Annotated in this window: 15 protein-coding genes, 1 tRNA gene and 1 pseudogene; 7 read left to right on the top strand and 10 right to left on the bottom strand. The window is 62.3% G+C overall.

All coding sequences use genetic code 11. The features are described from left to right. Positions 1-18 precede the first annotated feature (18 nt). A complete protein-coding gene (locus E8L03_RS07670) occupies positions 19-1,011 on the bottom strand; it encodes a TRAP transporter substrate-binding protein (RefSeq protein WP_144233820.1) in 993 nt (330 codons plus the stop codon). A gap of 180 nt (positions 1,012-1,191) precedes the next feature. Then, positions 1,192-1,716, bottom strand: coding sequence for a YkgJ family cysteine cluster protein (locus E8L03_RS07665; RefSeq protein ID WP_144233821.1), 525 nt, complete (start codon positions 1,714-1,716; stop codon positions 1,192-1,194). A 228-nt stretch (positions 1,717-1,944) separates the two neighbouring features. Between E8L03_RS07665 and cbiB the strand changes: the two genes are divergently transcribed. Continuing rightward, positions 1,945-2,964 carry an adenosylcobinamide-phosphate synthase CbiB gene (gene cbiB, locus E8L03_RS07660; protein ID WP_171267000.1) on the top strand — a complete coding sequence of 340 codons (1,020 nt, stop codon included), beginning with the start codon at positions 1,945-1,947 and terminating at the stop codon, positions 2,962-2,964. A 14-nt stretch (positions 2,965-2,978) separates the two neighbouring features. Here cbiB and E8L03_RS07655 read toward each other — a convergent pair whose 3' ends face one another. Both E8L03_RS07655 and E8L03_RS07650 read right to left on the bottom strand, forming a co-directional pair. After that, positions 2,979-3,233: a hypothetical protein gene (locus tag E8L03_RS07655; RefSeq protein ID WP_144233823.1), complete on the bottom strand. Its 255-nt coding sequence runs from the start codon at positions 3,231-3,233 to the stop codon at positions 2,979-2,981. 81 nt (positions 3,234-3,314) lie between these two features. Continuing rightward, positions 3,315-3,824 carry a chemotaxis protein CheX gene (locus tag E8L03_RS07650; RefSeq protein ID WP_144233824.1) on the bottom strand — a complete coding sequence of 170 codons (510 nt, stop codon included), beginning with the start codon at positions 3,822-3,824 and terminating at the stop codon, positions 3,315-3,317. A 166-nt stretch (positions 3,825-3,990) separates the two neighbouring features. Here E8L03_RS07650 and E8L03_RS07645 point away from each other — a divergent pair, with 166 nt between their 5' ends. After that, positions 3,991-6,579, top strand: a complete 2,589-nt coding sequence (locus tag E8L03_RS07645; protein ID WP_244963688.1) for a heavy metal translocating P-type ATPase — start codon at positions 3,991-3,993, stop codon at positions 6,577-6,579. Between the two features lie 163 nt (positions 6,580-6,742). Here E8L03_RS07645 and E8L03_RS07640 read toward each other — a convergent pair whose 3' ends face one another. The 5 genes and pseudogenes from E8L03_RS07640 to qmoC all read right to left on the bottom strand — a co-directional run bounded on the left by E8L03_RS07640 (position 6,743) and on the right by qmoC (position 10,729). Further along, complete coding sequence (locus E8L03_RS07640; RefSeq protein WP_144233826.1) at positions 6,743-7,165, bottom strand: hypothetical protein; 423 nt, start codon at positions 7,163-7,165, stop codon at positions 6,743-6,745. A 329-nt stretch (positions 7,166-7,494) separates the two neighbouring features. Further along, complete coding sequence (locus E8L03_RS07635) at positions 7,495-8,232, bottom strand: host-nuclease inhibitor Gam family protein (RefSeq protein ID WP_235896490.1); 738 nt, start codon at positions 8,230-8,232, stop codon at positions 7,495-7,497. Positions 8,233-8,253: 21 nt separating this feature from the next. After that, positions 8,254-8,412: pseudogene (locus E8L03_RS21190) on the bottom strand (MerR family transcriptional regulator); the annotation flags it as partial. 375 nt (positions 8,413-8,787) lie between these two features. Continuing rightward, positions 8,788-9,471, bottom strand: a complete 684-nt coding sequence (locus E8L03_RS07630) for a hypothetical protein (RefSeq protein ID WP_144233828.1) — start codon at positions 9,469-9,471, stop codon at positions 8,788-8,790. Positions 9,472-9,523: 52 nt separating this feature from the next. Then, the gene (qmoC, locus tag E8L03_RS07625; protein ID WP_144233829.1) at positions 9,524-10,729 is read right to left on the bottom strand and encodes a quinone-interacting membrane-bound oxidoreductase complex subunit QmoC; all 1,206 of its coding nucleotides are present in this window, start codon (positions 10,727-10,729) and stop codon (positions 9,524-9,526) included. 238 nt (positions 10,730-10,967) lie between these two features. On the opposite strand from qmoC, the gene E8L03_RS07620 reads away from it, so the two are divergent. The 5 genes from E8L03_RS07620 (at position 10,968) to E8L03_RS07600 (ending at position 14,967) form a co-directional block, all read left to right on the top strand. After that, entirely contained in the window at positions 10,968-11,921 is a 954-nt protein-coding gene (locus E8L03_RS07620) for a metal ABC transporter solute-binding protein, Zn/Mn family (protein WP_144233830.1), read from the top strand. Then, positions 11,922-12,476: a hypothetical protein gene (locus E8L03_RS07615; protein ID WP_171266998.1), complete on the top strand. Its 555-nt coding sequence runs from the start codon at positions 11,922-11,924 to the stop codon at positions 12,474-12,476. It begins immediately after the preceding gene. After that, positions 12,466-13,266, top strand: a complete 801-nt coding sequence (locus E8L03_RS07610; RefSeq protein ID WP_244963687.1) for a metal ABC transporter ATP-binding protein — start codon at positions 12,466-12,468, stop codon at positions 13,264-13,266. Before E8L03_RS07615 ends, E8L03_RS07610 begins: the two co-directional genes overlap by 11 nt. Further along, the gene (locus tag E8L03_RS07605; protein ID WP_171266997.1) at positions 13,263-14,819 is read left to right on the top strand and encodes a metal ABC transporter permease; all 1,557 of its coding nucleotides are present in this window, start codon (positions 13,263-13,265) and stop codon (positions 14,817-14,819) included. The genes E8L03_RS07610 and E8L03_RS07605 overlap by 4 nt, the downstream gene beginning before the upstream one ends. Before the next feature lie 72 nt (positions 14,820-14,891). Beyond that, positions 14,892-14,967: transfer RNA gene (locus tag E8L03_RS07600), tRNA-Thr, on the top strand. Positions 14,968-15,396: 429 nt separating this feature from the next. Here E8L03_RS07600 and E8L03_RS07595 read toward each other — a convergent pair. After that, entirely contained in the window at positions 15,397-16,938 is a 1,542-nt protein-coding gene (locus E8L03_RS07595) for a tripartite tricarboxylate transporter permease (RefSeq protein WP_171266996.1), read from the bottom strand.

Below are 16,938 nucleotides of genomic sequence, written 5' to 3'. Positions count from 1 at the left end.
TATGGAGTTACGAAGCGCTTATTTGTTGCAGGCCACGGCGGCGTCGATGTTGTCCTGGCCGATGGCAGGGGCGAACTCGTCCCACACCGGCTTCATGGCCTCGACCCACAGGGCGCGCTCTTCAGGCGTCAGCTCGATGATCTCGGTGCGGCCGGAGTCGATGATCATCTGCTTCTGCTCTTCGGAAAGCGCGAAGGACTCGGCGTTTCCGTACTCCAGGGCCTCGGCCAGGGCGGATTCCAGGCCGGCGGCCACGTCTTCGGGCAGGCCGTTCCAGAACTCCGCGCTGGTCACGACCAGGTAGTCGAGCAGGCCGTGGTTGGACTCGGTGATGTAGGGCTGAACTTCGTAGAACTTCTTGGAGTAGATGTTGGACCAGGTGTTCTCCTGGCCGTCGATGGCCTTGGTCTGCAGCAGGGTGAAGACCTCGGAAAAGGGCTTCTTCAGCGGAATGGCGTCCACGGCCTCGAACTGTGCGGCGAGCACATCGGAGGTCATGATGCGGAACTTCTTGCCCGCGGCGTCGGCAGGCACGCGCAGGGGAGAGTTGGCCGAAAGCTGCTTGAGACCGTTGTGCAGATAGCCCAGGCCGAGGACGCCCTTGTCCATCATAGACTTGAGCATCTTCTTGCCAAAGGGGCCTTGCTGGAAGCACTCAACGGCTTCCATGTCTTTGAACAGGAAGGGGAGGTCGTAAAGCTGAAGAACATCGGTGTACTTCTGGAACTTGGAAAGCGCGGGGGCTGCGAGCTGCACATCGCCCAGCAGCAGGGCCTCGAGAACGGCGTTGTCATTGAAAAGCTGGGAGTTGGGGTAGACCTCGACCACAACCTTGTCGCCCATTTGCTCGGCTACAAGGTCGCGGAATTTGTTGGCCATTTTACCCTTGGGGGTGTTCTCCGCCACAACATGGGAAAACTTGACGACAATTGGTTCTGCGTGGGCGCTGAGCGCCAGGCCAAGGCTAAAGACGAGGGCCAGAATGACCGCGACACACGATTTCTTCTGCATACTGCGCTTCCCCTTGGGTAGTAGGTTGGAAAAATTCTTAAAAAATATTTACAGAAAAAACCGCAGAAGAACAACCAGTGAACCCCCATAACGGTAGGAAACAATCTGTGAAAGGATGTATGAACCCGGTGAACGGTAACGCCGCACCGGAAAAACTTGAATCAGAGTGAAGTGGGGGGATTAAAGACCCCATGCGCGGCACAGGTTCGCATGCGCCGCATACAGGGATTCTTCCGTAAGATTCAGAACTTCAAGGATATCGGAGAGGCGACGCGCGCCCTGGATGGCCAGGCACTGCGCGTCCAGAGGGCGGATGCGGCCCCGCGCCACCCACAGCGGGAAGAGCAGGCAGTGGGCGGGCCGATCGTCCTGGGATAGCATGCAACCTGCGTCGCCAAGGAAAACGCAGCGGCCGTCATCCAAAACCCCCAGGCGGGGATGGGTTTCACTTATAGGAAAGTATGTCCGCACCGCATCCTGGTTGTCCGGAAATAATGTGAGCATGGCGCTCAGAAACTCCGGCGTGTTGGGCTCGTGCTCCAGCCAGGACGGACCGATCCCGAGCTCTTCGGCGCAGCGGTTCAGGCGTTCGATCTCCAGAGGAAACAGAGGAAAGACCAGGGGCTTTTCCTCTGGCGTGATAACGCAGCAGCGGGCGCAACGCGCGCACACATGGGGTGTTTCTGGCGGCTCGGGGCGATCCATGGGGATAAACTACCCGCCAGTCGCAACAGGTCAAGCGCAAACATGGATGCGCCAGCGCCGGAAACCGAATGCCGAAGCAGGGCAGGCGGCGCTGAGGCATGAGTTTGGTCGCGCACCCGTGCGGCCGCTCTCCGGGCTTGCCTCTGCGGGCCACGGCGCATAGGACTTGCTGAACGACGCGACACGGCCGCCGTACGAAGGGCCGCAACCACATACCGCCTATCTTCCATGGACCTCAACCACACCTTCATCCACTTCGTCCCGGTTCTGGCTCTGGTGCTGGACATTCTGATTGGTGATCCGCGCTGGCTGCCGCATCCGGTGGTCGGACTGGGCCGTCTTGCCGCGTGGTGGGAGCGCCTTGCGCGGCGCATGCCCGCATCGGGTACCAACGCTGGCGCTTTCCTGGCCGGAGCGCTGGGCATGGTTCTGCTGGCCGGCGGCGCCGGATGGGCTGCGTGGCGGCTCTCCGGCCTGGGCTACGCCGGGCCGCTCCTCGCCCTCTACCTGTCGTGGTCCGGCCTGGCCCTGGGCGGCCTGCTGCGGGAGGCCCACGCCGCCTTCCGCGCGGTGGAGACCGGCTCCATCGGCGAAGGCCGCGCCGCCGTGGCCATGCTGGTCAGCCGGGACACCACGGCCTTGGACGCCCCGTCGCTGCGCAAGGCCCTGGCCGAGACCCTGGCCGAGAACCTCAACGACGGGCTCGTGGCGCCGTTCTTCTATCTCGTGCTGCTGGGGCCGGGCGGGCTGTGGGCGTACAAGGCCGTTTCCACACTGGACTCCATGTGGGGTTACCGCACGCCGGAGTACGCGTGGTTCGGCAAGGCGGCGGCGCGCATGGACGACGTACTGGCGTTCATCCCGGCGCGGCTCACGGCGCTGGGCATGGTGCTGGCCGCCGCGTTGGCAGGGCCTGTCGGGCCGAGCTTTGGGCGCATTGCCAGGATAGTGCGCGGTGTGCGGCGCGATGCCCGGAAAACCTCCAGCCCCAATGCCGGCTGGCCCATGGCCGCCGCGGCGTGGATTTTCGGCGCGACCATGGGCGGCGACGCGATCTACTTCGGGGCGTGGGTGCCGAAGCCGGTGCTGGGTCCGGCCGAAGGGCATGTGGAACTATCCGCAGAAGGGCCGGGCAAGGAATGGACGCGCGAACGGTTCGTCGGTCTCCTGCGGCTCTGCTTTATGGCCGGGGTGGGAACGTGTCTGGCGATGTATCTGGCCGGGATGCTGATCCGCGGCGAAATCTAGGCAGACGATGCGGTCTACGCCTGCTCCTGGACAATCCTTCCGATGTCCGTCTCCAGAAGATAAGTCTGCTTGAAGGCTTCGAGGCCGCTCATCACGCTGGGTGGCATCTCCGGCAGTCCGGACCGGATGCGTTCCAGCGCGATTGTCGCGAGGGTATGCATCTCCTGGCTCGCAAGGGAGTCGGAAAATCGGGTCCACTCCAGAATGGCGGACCACATCTGCTCTTTAGTGTAGCCGGTGATGACGGCTGGTTGGCCTTTGAGATTCATTCCGCGCCTTGCTTGGATTTTCGGATGATTTTTACAATGAAAATTGTTATCAATAATACCCGAAAAGATAAGCGGACAATATTACGAGATATCCAGACAGACCTCGACCACGAACTCGCCATGCGGACAGGTGAACGGAATACAGAGCACGGGCGCTTTGACCAGGTGCTCAACCACATGATCAGGCCCCATGAGCACCTCCGGCACCGAGGCGTGGAACTTCATGCCGATGTGCGCAAGATCGCGCCGGGCCAGACCGGCGATCATGTTGGTCAGCTCGCCCACGCCGTCGCGCACGTCATGGCCGTAGGGAGCCAGCTCTTCGCCGCTGAGCATGGCCGAGATAATGGCCCGGGCGCAGGGCTCGGGAAAGGTCAGTGCGAAGCTGCCTTTGGAATGGCCGGTGACGGCGATGAGACCAGTGACGTCGCCGTGCGCCTTGTCGCCTTGTTTGATATACGGTTTTCCCGGCTCGGTCTCGGTCATGGCCATTGTCCGCAACACCTCGATAACCGCATTGAGAAATGGGTTGATGAATGAGACGTCGAGAGTATGGCGTCTTTGTTGTGGCTTGGCGTCGAGGCTGGGCATCGTATTGTATGTTAGGAAATGGTATTGGAAAATAAAACGCGGACCCGCTGTAATGAATAGAATTACCAAACAACGTTTCCGAAATCCAGCGTTTCCGGGTCCGGATCACAAGTAGGGTATTATGTCGAATAGTGAGCATACACAACGTCGTTTTACGGTGAGTGGCATGACCTGCGCGGCATGCTCCAGCAGAATCGAGCGTGTTCTCGGGAGGTTGGAAGGGGTCGATGATGTCTCGGTGAACCTCGCGGCCGAGACCATGCAGATCCAGTACGATCCAAAGCAGCAAAGCGATAATTCAATCACCAATGCTGTAGAGAAGCTGGGGTTTGGTGCGGGCCTTATACAGGAGGGCGGAGGACGGCAGATTGTGTTGGATATCGGCGGCATGACCTGTGCGGCGTGCTCCAGCCGGCTGGAACGCGTGCTCGGCAAAATGGACGGCGTGGCCGAGGCACAGGTGAACCTGGCCACGGAAACGGCCACCGTTACTCCGGAGCAGGGCGCAAATATCGACAACCTGTTGCCAAATATTATGGAAGCGGTGCAGCGCGCCGGATTTTCAGCCACCAAACGTGAGACCGCCGGTTCGAGCTCCGAAGAGCTGTGGGATCGTCAGCGCCAGGAGATGGCTGAACGGCTGGACACCTGGCGCCGCCGGCTCTATCCGGCCTTCGCCTTTGCGCTGCCGCTGCTGCTCATCTCCATGGGCGAGATGCTGGGCCTGCCGCTGCCGTCGTTCCTGCATCCGCAGGAGGCGCCGCTCACCTTTGCCCTGGTGCAGCTCGCTCTGGTGCTGCCCGTGGTCTGGTCCGGCCGGGAGTTTTACACCCACGGCATTCCCAGCCTGCTACGCGGCGGGCCGAACATGGACTCGCTCATCGCCGTGGGCACCGGCGCAGCCGTGGTCTACTCGGTGTGGAACGTGGCGCTCATCGCCCTGAACATCAACCCGGTGATGCACGCCAAGGATCTCTACTTCGAGTCCGCGGCCGTGCTTATCGCCCTGGTATCGCTGGGTAAGTACTTCGAGACACGTTCCCGCGCCAGAACCTCGGACGCCGTGCGCGCGCTCATGGAGCTCTCCCCGGACGAGGCGACTCTGGTGCTGGAGAACCAGCCCGGAACCGATGATGCGGAGGCAGGCGGCGCAGCCACCAAGCGCATACCCGCCGACCAGGTCCGGCCCGGCAATGTACTGCTGGTCCGGCCCGGAGAGCGCGTGCCCGTGGACGGCGTGGTGGTCTGGGGACGCTCCAGCCTGGACGAGTCCATGCTCACGGGCGAGTCCATGCCCGTGGCTAAGGAGGAGGGCGACCGCGTCACCGGCGGCACGGTGAACGGCCATGGCGCCTTCCGCATGCGTGCCGACCGCGTGGGCGAGGACACCACACTTTCCCGCATTGTCCAGCTCGTGCAGGAGGCGCAGGGCACCAAGGCGCCCATCGCCAACCTGGCGGACCGCGTCAGCTACTACTTCGTTCCCGCGGTCATGACCATCGCGCTCATTGCCGGCGCGGCGTGGCTCATCTCCGGCGCGGACTTCACCTTTGCCCTGCGTATCTTTATCTCCGTGCTGGTCATTGCCTGCCCGTGCGCCATGGGGCTGGCCACGCCTACCTCCATCATGGTGGCCACTGGCCGCGGGGCGCAGCTCGGCGTGCTGTTCAAGAGCGGTCCGGCACTGGAGCAGGCCGGCCGACTGGACGTGCTGGTAATGGACAAGACCGGCACGCTGACGCGCGGCGAGCCCGTGGTGACCGAGGTTGCGCTCCTGGGCAACATGCAGGATGACGAGGTCGTGGCCCTGGCCGCCGGCGTGGAGGCCGGGTCCGAGCACCCCCTGGCCGCCGCGGTGCGCCGCGCTGCCGAGGACCGCTCCATCCAGGCGCCGGAGGCCAAGACCTTCGAGTACCGGCCCGGCGCTGGCGTGGTGGGCGATGTTTCCATAGATGGCGGCACGCGCCAGGTGGCCGTGGGCACCATTGCCCTGGCCGAGGCCGTTGCGAACGAGGCCGGCGCTCCTCTGGACGAGTCGCAGCAAGAGAGCCTGCGGCAGCAGATGAGCACCCTGGCCGACACCGGCGCCACACCACTGGCCCTGATGGTGGACGGAAAGCCCGAGGCCGTGCTGGGCGTGGCCGATCCGCCGCGTGAAGAGACGCGGGATGTGCTTGCCCGGCTGCGTGAGATGGGTGTCTCTGTGGTTATGCTGACTGGCGATACCCAGCGCACAGCCGCAGCCATGGCCAGAAAGCTGGGCATCCCGGACCATGCGCCGGACGAGGCGGCCGGATCCGGCGGCGAGCTGGGCGGCTACTGGGCCGAGGTGCTGCCCGAGGACAAGGCCGAGCGCGTGCGCCGGCTGATGGCCCAGGGCAGGGTGGTCGGTATGGCCGGAGACGGCGTGAACGATGCGCCGGCCCTTGCCACGGCGGATGTGGGCGTGGCCATGGGCAGCGGCATGGATGTGGCCATGGAGGCCGGGGACGTGGTGCTGATGGGCGATTCCTTGTGGTCCGTGGTGGACGCCATCGCGCTGTCTCGCGCAACTGTCCGCAACATCAAGGAGAATCTCGGCTGGGCCTTTGGCTACAACACCCTGGGCATACCCGTGGCCGCCGGTGTGCTGTTCCTCTTTGGCGGGCCCACGCTCTCGCCAATGATTGCGGGTGGGGCCATGGCCCTCAGCTCCGTGAGCGTGGTGTCCAACGCCTTGCGTCTCAAGTGGTTCCGCTCGGGCCGCAACCGGTAATAGAACGTAAGCCGTGGGTCGTCTCTGAGTGTGGCGGCCCTCGGCACTACCGGCTTCAGCTCTCCATTCAGTAGCCGTGCGCGGTGCGGTCCTGCCGGGAATCAGGCAAAAAAAATCCCGCCAGGGGCGGGATCGGATTCGTCGGGAATGCCGGATCGTATGATTAGTGAATCTTCAAATAATCATCGATAGACACGTCTTCGTACTCTTTGGAAACCCAGTAAGCTGTGGCCCAGATCATCAAAGCGGTGGCCTGGGTGTCGTCCAGCTTTTTGATCTTGGCTTCGAGAGTGGAGTAGGAGGAGCCGTGCTTGGTGTGGACCAGGTCGAGCTCGCAGGCGTCCTGCAGCCGGAGCTGGAGGTAGGCGACGCGCGACTGATCGGGCAGCAGTCGGATGTCCCGGTGCGCCTCGATGATCGTCTTGAGCTCGGCAGTGGAGAACATGCTCTTCAGGTTGTTGATGGCGCGGAAGAACGTATCGACGGCCCACGGCAGGATGAACTCCGCACCGGCGGACTTGGTCTTGAAGAACTCTTTGAGCCATTGCTCATGGTTCGTCGTGATCCGTGCTGCTACCTGCGGCATTGTTACCCCCTGCGCCTTGCCAAAATGGACCTGAGAGTCTCACGCCCGCGGACAATTCCATCGGCGCTGCCCTTGTCGAGGACCAGCCGGGCGGCGGCGAGATCGTGCGGATTCCAACCGGCCAACAAGACCAGACTCCTTTCCGATGCTAATTGGTTCTCTTAACTACCGTAATAAGTGCCTGAGATCAAGATTTTTTCTAAATATTGTTCAGGGAAGAAAGGTGGAGCGATTCCGGGGCGTTAAACGGCATAGCCCAATGTTTCCGGCATGTTGTCGTATGGTTGGGCTCACGACAATCTATAAGCCTCTGGGATGCATGATTTCTGCTACACATCGAAGCCGTCGCGAATTTTACGGAAGAGCACCATCAGGAAGGGGTCGGGCACAGGATTGCCGTCGATAGTCAGCTTGGCGATGCGCACCACCCGGTTTCCACTCGGCGTAACGGTCTCCTGCAGCTCGATGGCGTGCTCGTGCCCTTGGCCTGCCGGGTCCTTGGTCGTCAGCGTGAGCACGTAGCCGTCCTTCCCGGCGGCGGTCCAGCGCATGGCCACCTGCCGTTGGGAGTCGCCGGCGTTGCCGCGCACGATGCGGACGAACTCCTGCAGCGAGAAATGGCCGTGCTTGCCGGCCACGCCCAGGTACTCGCCCTTGTCGTTGGTCACCACCAGGGGGCGTTGCATGAAGCCGGCGCCGGGCCGGGCGCTACGTTTCGCGCCAGCATCGGCGCTGCGGTCGATGCGCTCCCAGATCTCCTCGAACATGGCGGCGCGTTCCGCGCGCAGGGCCTCCACCTCGGACTCGAGCCGGGCAATCTCGTCCCGGTAGCGCGCCTCGATGCGCTCCTTCTCCTCCTTCAGAGTGGATAGCTCGCCGCGCAGGGAGTCTATCTCGGCGCGGAAAAGCGCCTGCGTGTCGAGGAGTCCGGAGAGCTTCTCCACCACGCCGGCGAGCTCGGCAACACTCTGCGGCTCGGCCTGGCCGTGGGGGAGGTCGCACACGGGGGAGAACTTACGTGCAAGGTCACGCTCCACTTGTTCCGCAGAATAGTTGTTGTTGAACATATGCCGTATCTCCTTGAATACGGGTATCGCGTCGGCTGGATACCGGATTCGGCGGCCGGAACCGCCCTGTTGCGGTATGAACTGGGAGAAGCGGTCCTTATAGTAGGCAACGGACGACGGCGGAATGTTCAACCGACGTCCAATCTCCCGGAGACTAAGATATTCGCTGCTGCTGGCCATGTTGTTGATCAACCCTGTGGATTGTTTGTTGAACAATATGTGAAATTATATTACATGGCAAGATAATTATGATAAAACTGGGCAGGTAGTTGTTGGTCATGTTTGAACAGGCTGATTGGTTGTTGAACACCAGATAGGAGCAGAAAAAGGCGCTGCCGCTTTGCATGCAGTCTGCCAGGAGTAGGGGCGGTGAGCCGCGATCTGCGCGCCCAAGGTTCGCCAAAAGTTGAAGGCCAGGGCGGAACGGGCGATTGCGGCGGGGAAGGCAGGGGGCTTAGAAATCGCGCAATAGAAAAGCCCCCGAACCGGGAAGGTCCAGGGGCCTGGCAGTATGATCGGTGCGCCTGCGCGCGGCGCGGCTGATAGGATGCTACTTTAGAAGCCGAAGCCGTCGCCGTCGGAACCGGAGGCGCCGAAGCCGAAGTCGTCCGGCACGCCGCCGGTTTCTTCAGCAGCCTCGGCAGGAGCGGCAGCAGCGCCGCCGTCGCCGGCGGCCACGGTGACCACGCCGTGCTTCTTGACGTTCTCAATCTGTTCCAGCAGCTCGTTGACCTTGCCGATGTACTCTTCGACGGTCTGCTGGGAGGTGACGATGACTTTGTCGCCTTCGCCCTTGGCGCTGGCCTCGAAAGCCTCGACCTTGCCCTTGTACTCGGCCACGTCCTTTTCGAGCGCGGTGGCCTTGGTCTCGAACTCGGCCTTGGCGACCTCGAGCTCCTTGATCTTGGCGGCCTGCTCGTCCAGGGTCTTCTTGTAGCCCTCGATGCGCGCGAACACGGCGTCGGCCTCGGCCTTGGCCTCGGCGGGCATGGGCGTCACGGAGACGTTGTCGCCCATGTTCAGGACTTCCTTGCCCTTCATCTTGGCCAGCTCGGGATGCTGCTCGTACACGTAAGCCTTGCCGAGGGCCTCGGCAAAGGGCTGCATGTCGGCGTCAATCTCGCGGCCGGTGAGATGCTCCAGCATCTCTTTGATGTTCGCGGACTGGGCCTCTTTATTCACGCCCTTGATGTAAGCGGCGAAAGTGCTCATGGAGAAAATCTTTCTGGCGTCGGCCATGGCTGCTGGTCCTCCTTAAGGATATGCTTGAAACAATGGAAAAGGGTTGTCCTTATATCTCGAAGGTCTTCTTCTGCACCGGAGGCGCCGGGACGCGTCCGGTCATGCGGGTGAAGATGAGCGCCGTCGTGCGGTAGACCAGGTGGCCCAGCTTGGACCATGGCAGGTAGGCGATGAGCATGAAGACCGCCACGAGGTGCACATAGTAGATGGGGTAGGCCAGGGACGCCGCATCGGCAAGGCGCAGAAGCTCGCTCAGGATGCCGGTGATGGCGACGGCCCAGATCACGCCCAGGAGATACCAGTCGTAGTAGGACGAGGAGTCCTTCTCACGATCCTTGTCCAGCCGCCGCTTGGTGAGGAACCACAGGCCCACGACAAGGGCGATGGCGCCGGCGTTGGCCAGGAGCTTGACCGGGTTGAGCAGGTGCATCGGCGTGTGACCCATGGGCGCGATGAAATGCATGACCTTGCCGCCCCAGTGGCCCAGGAAAACGATCGTGGTGACCGCGAACAGGGCAATGAAGGCCCAGAACACGAGGAAGTGGCCTTTGAACTTCTGCTCATCGGCCTGGGTCACGTCGCCGCACTCTTTCCATTTGCGGTGGGTGACGATCTCGTCGAGGGCCACGTCTCTGGCTGCCTCGAAGAAGTTGGGCTTCTTATAGGGGCCGACAAAGAACGTGGTGGGCGTCTTTTCCTTGAACCCTTTCCACATTTTGGTGACGCCGCGGTAGAACGTGAACAACACGAAGAAGAACGCGAGGCTGAACACGGGGTCGATGGTGTAGTCGCCGGGGAAGACCTTGCCGAAGACGATCTCGCCTTCCGGAATGGAGAGCCCGGTGGAGATCGCCCAGATGATGAGGAACAGCAGCGCCGGGATAGCGATGAGCTTGGGCAGGTGCTTCGGCGAGCTCATCCAGGTGCCCAGAATGGCGGGCTTGGTGAGCTTTTTGTAGGTGATGTTCCGCGCCGCGGCCAGGAGCTCCGCGGGGTTGGCGCCTCGTGGACAATAATCGGAGCAGGCGCCGCAGTTGTGGCAGAGCCAGATGTCGATATCGTCGAGAATCTTGTCCTTGAGACCCCATTGGGCCCAGATCATTTCCTTTCGAGGATAGGGATTGTCCTCCGGAGCGAGGGGGCAGACCACACTGCAGGTGGCGCACTGATAGCACCGCTTGAGCGTGTCGCCTCCGGCTTCCCGGAGTTCATTGATGAACTCCCTGTCTGGCTCGATGCGAACCGGCTGAGGCATGCGCTTCTCCTTGACAGTTGATGACAAAGGAGCGTCCTTCCCGTTGGCGGGTCCGCCGGAAGGGCGTCCGATCATGTGTGCCGTGCTTGTGAAATTTGTAATAAGCAAGGCGATGCTTACCAGGAGTTCGCACAAAAACCAACCCCATCGGGCTCGATCGTCCTGAAAAGTACCGCATGGAAAGCCCGAAGCCGCGTCCCGCGCTGGTAAAAATCAATGCCGTATGGTACGAGGCGCCATGAACTCCCGCCGACTACTCTCGCTCCTCTGTTTTCTCTGGATCGCAGCCCTCATTGTTGCGGCGTTGCCGTGCCGCGCTTTGGCCAAAACATATGTGGCGGTGGCCTCCACCACGCAGGTCGCCGACTTCGCCAGGCAGGTGGCCGGCGACGACATGGTGATCCACTGCATCCTGGCGCCAGGGGCCGACCCGCACACCTACGTGCCCACGCCGGGCGACGTAGCCCTGGTCACCGGCGCCGACATCACCGTGCAGAACGGCCTGCATCTGGAAGGCAACAACTGGATGGCCAAGCTGGCCAAGGACGCCGGCAAGCCCCTGGTGGTCTGCACCGAGGGCATGACCCCGCTCAGCATGGAGTACGAAGGCCGCAACGTAAAAGATCCGCACGCCTGGTTCGACCCGGCCAACGCGGCCGTCTACGTCAAGAACATCGAGCGCGCCTTCTCCGAGCTCGACCCGGCCCACGCCGACAACTACCGCGCCAGGGCCCGGCTCTATCTTTCCGAGCTGCGCGTGCTGGACGGCTGGATGCGCGCCCAGTTCTCGCAGATTCCGCCGGAGGAGCGTGTGCTGGTCACCAGCCACGACGCCTTCAACTACTTCTGCCGCGCCTTCCGCTTCAACCCTCGCAACGACTACCTGAGCCTCGCCCCGGTCGGCTGGTCCACAGGATCGGAGGTGGGCGGCGGCATGACGCCGTCCTCGCGGCTGCGGGTGGTGAACTCCCTGAAGGAGAGCGGAGCCCGCGCCGTGTTCGTGGAGACCAGCGTGAACCCCAAGCTGCTGCGGCAGATAGCCGCCGAGGCAGGGGTGGCCATAGGCGGCTTGCTGTACTCCGACTCCATGGGCGAGGAGGACTCGGCCGGCGAGACATATCTGGGCATGATGCGCGAGAACACGCTGACCATAGTTCGCGCGCTGTTGGTCCCGGCAAAGGACGGACAGTAGATGCGGCTCCTCGGCGTCGCACTGATCTGGGCCGTTATTGCGGGGGCTCTTGGCCTTTTTCTGGTCATGCGTGACCGGCCGGTTCAGCCGGCAACCGTGCAGGAGGTGGCGGTTCACGTTGCGCCGCAGCAGGAGTCCAACGCGACAGGCTACGCGACGGGGTATGCAGCAGGCTACGCCCTGGAGATTACACCCACATTTTCGCCCGCGCCGGACCCCTATGCGCTGGCGGATGATCCTGTATCGAGAAGCGGGCTGGTCGTTTCGCTGAACGGCCATGTCCTTTATACATATGACGGCGGTGGGGCGTTCCCTGGCTCCATCGTGCTGCAACCAGCGCCGGGACTTGGCCCCGGCGTTACGGAGTACCTGGTGGAGGCGGCGCCGCCGCTTGGAGAGGAGGGGATGCCGCAGCAGCAAGCCGTGCGGATGCGGCTGCTGCGACACGGCACAGCCGTGGCGGAACAAACCCTCTGGTCGGAACCGGGCGGTGTCGTTCGCGGAACGTTTCGGGTGGAGCCGGCAACGCCGGAGGAGGACGCCCATGGCGGTTAGACCCATGTCGGCCGAAGGACCGGCCATCGAAGTGGATCACCTGACGGTGAGCTATGGCACGCAGACCGTACTTTTCGACGTCACCCTGACCATTGAACGGGGCCTGCTCGTCGGTGTAATAGGCCCCAACGGCGGGGGCAAATCCACCTTTATCAAGTCTATTCTCGGCTTTGTGAAACGCGACGTGGGAGCCGTGTCTATTCTGGGCCGGCAGGCGGAAAAGGCCAAGGGCCTGGTGGCCTACGTGCCCCAGCGCGGGGCCGTGGACTGGGACTTCCCCATCACTGTGGGCCAGGTGGCCATGATGGGCCGCTACGGCAGAATCCCCTGGTGGCGGGACCCGGGGCCGGTGGACAAGCGCATCGTGGACGAGGCGCTGGAGATGGTGCGGATGTCCGACTTCCGCGACCGGCAGATCGGCCAGCTCTCCGGCGGGCAGCAGCAGCGCGTGTTCATGGCGCGCGCACTGGCTCAGGGGGCGGAGGTGCTGCTCCTCGACGAGCCCTTTGCCGGCGTGGACGCAGCCACGGAACGCGCCATCCTGGACGTGCTGCACACGGCCAGGGAAGCGGGCAAGACCCTGGTGGTCGTGCACCACGATCTGGCCACGGCGGCCGAGTACTTCGACCGTCTCGCGCTCATCAAGAAACGACTCTATGCGTACGGACCGCCGGAGGCCGTGCTCCAGGAAGATCTCATGGCTCAGGTATACGAAGGGCGGCTGCAGGTGTTCACACGCATGGGCGAGTCCAGGAAAGAAGACAAAGAAGCCTGCGGCGGGCATGCATGATTCTGGATGCAGTGCTGGGCCCCCTTGGGGAAACGTACTTTCAGAAAGCATTGCTCGGCGGCATCCTGGTGGCCGTGGTTTCGGGCGTTGTCGGCTCCCTGGTGGTGCTGCGGCGCATGGCCTTTCTGGGCGACGCGCTGTCCCACGCCATGATCGCCGGCGTGGCCGGCGGCTACCTGGGCATGAAGCTCCTTTTCGGCCTGGAGGCGTATGCCCCGGGCATGCTGCTCGGCTCGCTCATTGCCGCCGTGATCACCGTCTTTCTCATCGGCTTCGTGGCGCGTGTGAGCCGCGTCAAAGAGGACGCCTCCATCGGCATCATGTACACGGGCGTCTTTGCCGCGGGCGTCGTGCTTGTCTCAGTTTTTAGACAGCACATTCATATTGACCTGATGCACTTCATCATGGGCGACGTTCTGGCCGTGGGCGATGCCGACCTCTATGTGGCCGCATTCACCTGCGGGCTCGTGCTCACCATTCTCCTGTTGTTTTACCGCAGCTTCCAGATTCTCAGCTTCGATCCGGTCATGGCCGCGGCCATCGGCGTGCCTGTGGTGCTGCTCGATTATGTGCTCACCACTTGCGTCTCCCTCGTGGTGGTCAGCGCGGTGAGCATGGTGGGCGTCATCCTGGTGGTCGGGCTGCTCATTACGCCGGCCGCCACGGCCTATCTGCTTTCGGACAGGCTGGAGCGCATGATGGTCCTCGCCGCCGTGTTTGGCACCTCCAGCGTGGTCGGCGGCCTCTACCTCTGCATCCTGCTCGACGCCTCCGGCGGCGGCGCAATCATGCTGTTCTGCACGCTCCAGTTCCTCGTGGTCTTGCTTGTTGCGCCGCGGTACGGACTGATGGCGCGGTGGCGGCGTCAGCACGGGGTGCCGCCGCAGCTCATCGAGGACATTCTGGCCCTGGCCGCACGCCGGGACGGGGTCATGGAGCTTTCCGAGATACGCGAGCGCGTGGACAGGCCGCGGCTGGTGCCCCGCGCGATCAAGACCATGCAGCGCCAGAAGATGGCCGAGCTCGAAGACGGGAAACTGGTGCTGACCGACCCTGGCAAAGCCAAGGCCATCGAGCTGTTGCGCGCGCACCGGCTGTGGGAAACATACCTGGAGCATGTGGGCACGCCGGCCGAGGAACTGCACGAACGGGCGGAGGAGCTGGAGCACAAGCACGATCCCACAACCATTTCCGACCTCGACGATTTACTGGAGCATCCCGAGATCGATCCGCACGGCGAGCCCATACCGCCGAGCCCGCTTGTGGTCGCCGGGTCCCTCGTACCCGCGTCGCTGCTGCGCGAAGGGCAGGGGGGCACTGTGGAGCGCACGGGCATGCCGGCCATGGAGGCCGGCGTCAGCCCCGGAGAGCAGGTTCACATGGGCGCCCGTCTGCTGACCGAGGACGGACGCACGCGCTGGAATCTGCGCACCAATGACGGCAAGAGCCATGTGTTGAATCACGAGCAGGCCGACGCGGTCATTGTCTGCCTGGAGGACGTAGGCGGCGCAGGACACCCATCCCCGCCCGCCTTGGAGAACCCGGCGGCGTAAGGAATCATGGCCGAGAGTGCGATAATCCCTTGACGCTATGCAGGACGTTGCTATACAAGGCTTCTCCCATCCGCCGACGTAGCTCAGTTGGTAGAGCAGCTGATTCGTAATCAGCAGGTCAGGAGTTCGAGTCTCCTCGTCGGCTCCAGGAAATTTAAGGGGTTATGGTGTATCGCCATAGCCCCTTTTTCTGTTCTCGCTGGGCAGGCAGAAGTACCATTTTTGGTACCATTTGCTAAATAATTCTAACAGCTTCACTTCAATCAATTTCATAGTATGTCAGCTTGCAGCGCTGCCTCCGGGTGTGACGCGCGTTGCGTTTTTCACGGTTTGCTATGGCGCCCATACAGTCTTGCGTTACGGCAAGGCCATGCGAATGAGGCCAAGAAAAGCGCTTCGGTCTGCCCCCCTCGAGTACGCGTCCGACCCATAACAAAGCCCCGCTCCGGACGACCGGAACGGGGCTTCATATATAATAAGGCTCCCGGCAACTTCTGCATGAGGGGGCTTTTCCCCAAACACTCCCCGCCAGAGAGCTTTGCTTTTCGGGGCCAGCTCAGGGAGTGCGCGACAGTGTTTACGACTGCTCCTCCGCACCCACTGTGAGTGCTTCCGCGCAGCTCTTCATTTCGGGTTTTGGCTTTCCTTTGCCTATGAAGCGTCGAATCAACGGCCAGCAGACCATCAAAATGGTCACGCAGAACAGAACCATGGCGATGGGATGTCCCGTAAAAAAGCCGGAAAAACGTCCATCTGTGACCACGAGGCCTTGCCTCAGGCTCATCTCGAACTGGGGACCGAGCACCAGCCCAATGACCAGGGCGGCCAGAGAGACGTTCATGTACCGCAGGGCCATGCCGAGCATGCCCATGGCCAAGGCCACCCACAAATCGAAGAAGCTGCTGCGAACTCCGTATGCTCCGAGCAGGCAGAAGATAACGATCATCGCGAGCATGAGCTGCTCCGGCACTTTAAGTATCCGCGCGAACAGTTTGCATACGATATATCCGAAGGGCAGCAAACACAGGTTGGCTAGAATCAGTGTCAGGAACGAGGCGTAGACCACATCCGGGTTGTCATGCATGAGGCGTACGCCAGGGGTGATGCCGTGGATTGTCAGGGTGGCGAGCATGACGGCCGTCACGGCGTCGCCTGGTATGCCCAGAGCCAGTGTGGGAATGAGAGCGCCGCCCGTCACCGCGTTATTCGAGGCCTCTGAAGCGACAAGGCCGTCGGGCTCGCCGTGCCCCATGTTGTCCCGCCTGGGCGAGGATCGTTTCGCTTCAGCATAGCTCAGAAACGCGGCTGTGGCGGCGCCGGTACCTGGCAGAATGCCGACGCCGGTGCCAATGAGAAACGATTTGATGGTCACCCAGATACGAGGGCGATACTCGGTCCATGTGGGCAGCTTGATGCCGGATACGGCGATAGCCTTGAAGGTGTCTACGTTCTTCTGCGCAATTCGGTCGAAGACCTCGGAGAGCGCAAAGATTCCCACAACGACAGGGATAAGGCTGAAACCGCCGGACAGCTCGAAGCTGCCGAAAGTGAAGCGTAAATCCCCTGTGATCGGGTCGGCGCCCACCATGGCCATGAACAGCCCCAGTACGCCGGCGAGCAAGCCCTTGAACATACTGCCTCGGGAGATGCTGGCGATGCAGGTGAGCCCAAGCAAAATGAGCGCGAAGGTCTCGATGGGACCGAACTGCAGCGCGAACGCAGCAAGTTGCGGCGCTGCGAAAATGAGGACGATGCACGAGAGCAGGCCACCGATGATGGAGGCGATGGTAGACCATCCCAAGGCCTTGTCCGCCTCCCCCCTTTGGCTCATGGGATAACCGTCAAAGCACGTGGCGGCTGATTGCGGTGTCCCTGGCGTGTTGATCAGGATAGCGGAAATCATGCCGCCGTAGACCGAGCCGCCATAAATCGCAAGCAACATGGCGATGGCCGGGACCTGATGCATTGTATAGGTGAAGGGGAGACAGATGGTAATGGCCAGTACCGAGCCCAATCCGGGCAGCGCGCCAACGACGATTCCCCACAACGTGCCGAAGACCAGGGCCAAAACCGTTTCGAAAGATGCTACGAGCGTGAAAGCGTGAATGACATTATCCAT

The organism is Oceanidesulfovibrio marinus (assembly GCF_013085545.1).
Classification (GTDB): domain Bacteria; phylum Desulfobacterota; class Desulfovibrionia; order Desulfovibrionales; family Desulfovibrionaceae; genus Oceanidesulfovibrio; species Oceanidesulfovibrio marinus.
This window is presented reverse-complemented; position numbering and strand designations above follow the sequence as displayed.

Coding starts and splice junctions, on each gene's coding strand:
- E8L03_RS07670 (WP_144233820.1), bottom strand. CDS start 1,011: ATGCAGAAGAAATCGTGTGTCGCGGTCATTCTGGCCCTCGTCTTTAGC.
- E8L03_RS07665 (WP_144233821.1), bottom strand. CDS start 1,716: ATGGATCGCCCCGAGCCGCCAGAAACACCCCATGTGTGCGCGCGTTGC.
- cbiB (WP_171267000.1), top strand. CDS start 1,945: ATGGACCTCAACCACACCTTCATCCACTTCGTCCCGGTTCTGGCTCTG.
- E8L03_RS07655 (WP_144233823.1), bottom strand. CDS start 3,233: ATGAATCTCAAAGGCCAACCAGCCGTCATCACCGGCTACACTAAAGAG.
- E8L03_RS07650 (WP_144233824.1), bottom strand. CDS start 3,824: ATGCCCAGCCTCGACGCCAAGCCACAACAAAGACGCCATACTCTCGAC.
- E8L03_RS07645 (WP_244963688.1), top strand. CDS start 3,991: ATGACCTGCGCGGCATGCTCCAGCAGAATCGAGCGTGTTCTCGGGAGG.
- E8L03_RS07640 (WP_144233826.1), bottom strand. CDS start 7,165: ATGCCGCAGGTAGCAGCACGGATCACGACGAACCATGAGCAATGGCTC.
- E8L03_RS07635 (WP_235896490.1), bottom strand. CDS start 8,232: ATGTTCAACAACAACTATTCTGCGGAACAAGTGGAGCGTGACCTTGCA.
- E8L03_RS07630 (WP_144233828.1), bottom strand. CDS start 9,471: ATGGCCGACGCCAGAAAGATTTTCTCCATGAGCACTTTCGCCGCTTAC.
- qmoC (WP_144233829.1), bottom strand. CDS start 10,729: ATGCCTCAGCCGGTTCGCATCGAGCCAGACAGGGAGTTCATCAATGAA.
- E8L03_RS07620 (WP_144233830.1), top strand. CDS start 10,968: ATGAACTCCCGCCGACTACTCTCGCTCCTCTGTTTTCTCTGGATCGCA.
- E8L03_RS07615 (WP_171266998.1), top strand. CDS start 11,922: ATGCGGCTCCTCGGCGTCGCACTGATCTGGGCCGTTATTGCGGGGGCT.
- E8L03_RS07610 (WP_244963687.1), top strand. CDS start 12,466: ATGGCGGTTAGACCCATGTCGGCCGAAGGACCGGCCATCGAAGTGGAT.
- E8L03_RS07605 (WP_171266997.1), top strand. CDS start 13,263: ATGATTCTGGATGCAGTGCTGGGCCCCCTTGGGGAAACGTACTTTCAG.
- E8L03_RS07595 (WP_171266996.1), bottom strand. CDS start 16,938: ATGGATAATGTCATTCACGCTTTCACGCTCGTAGCATCTTTCGAAACG.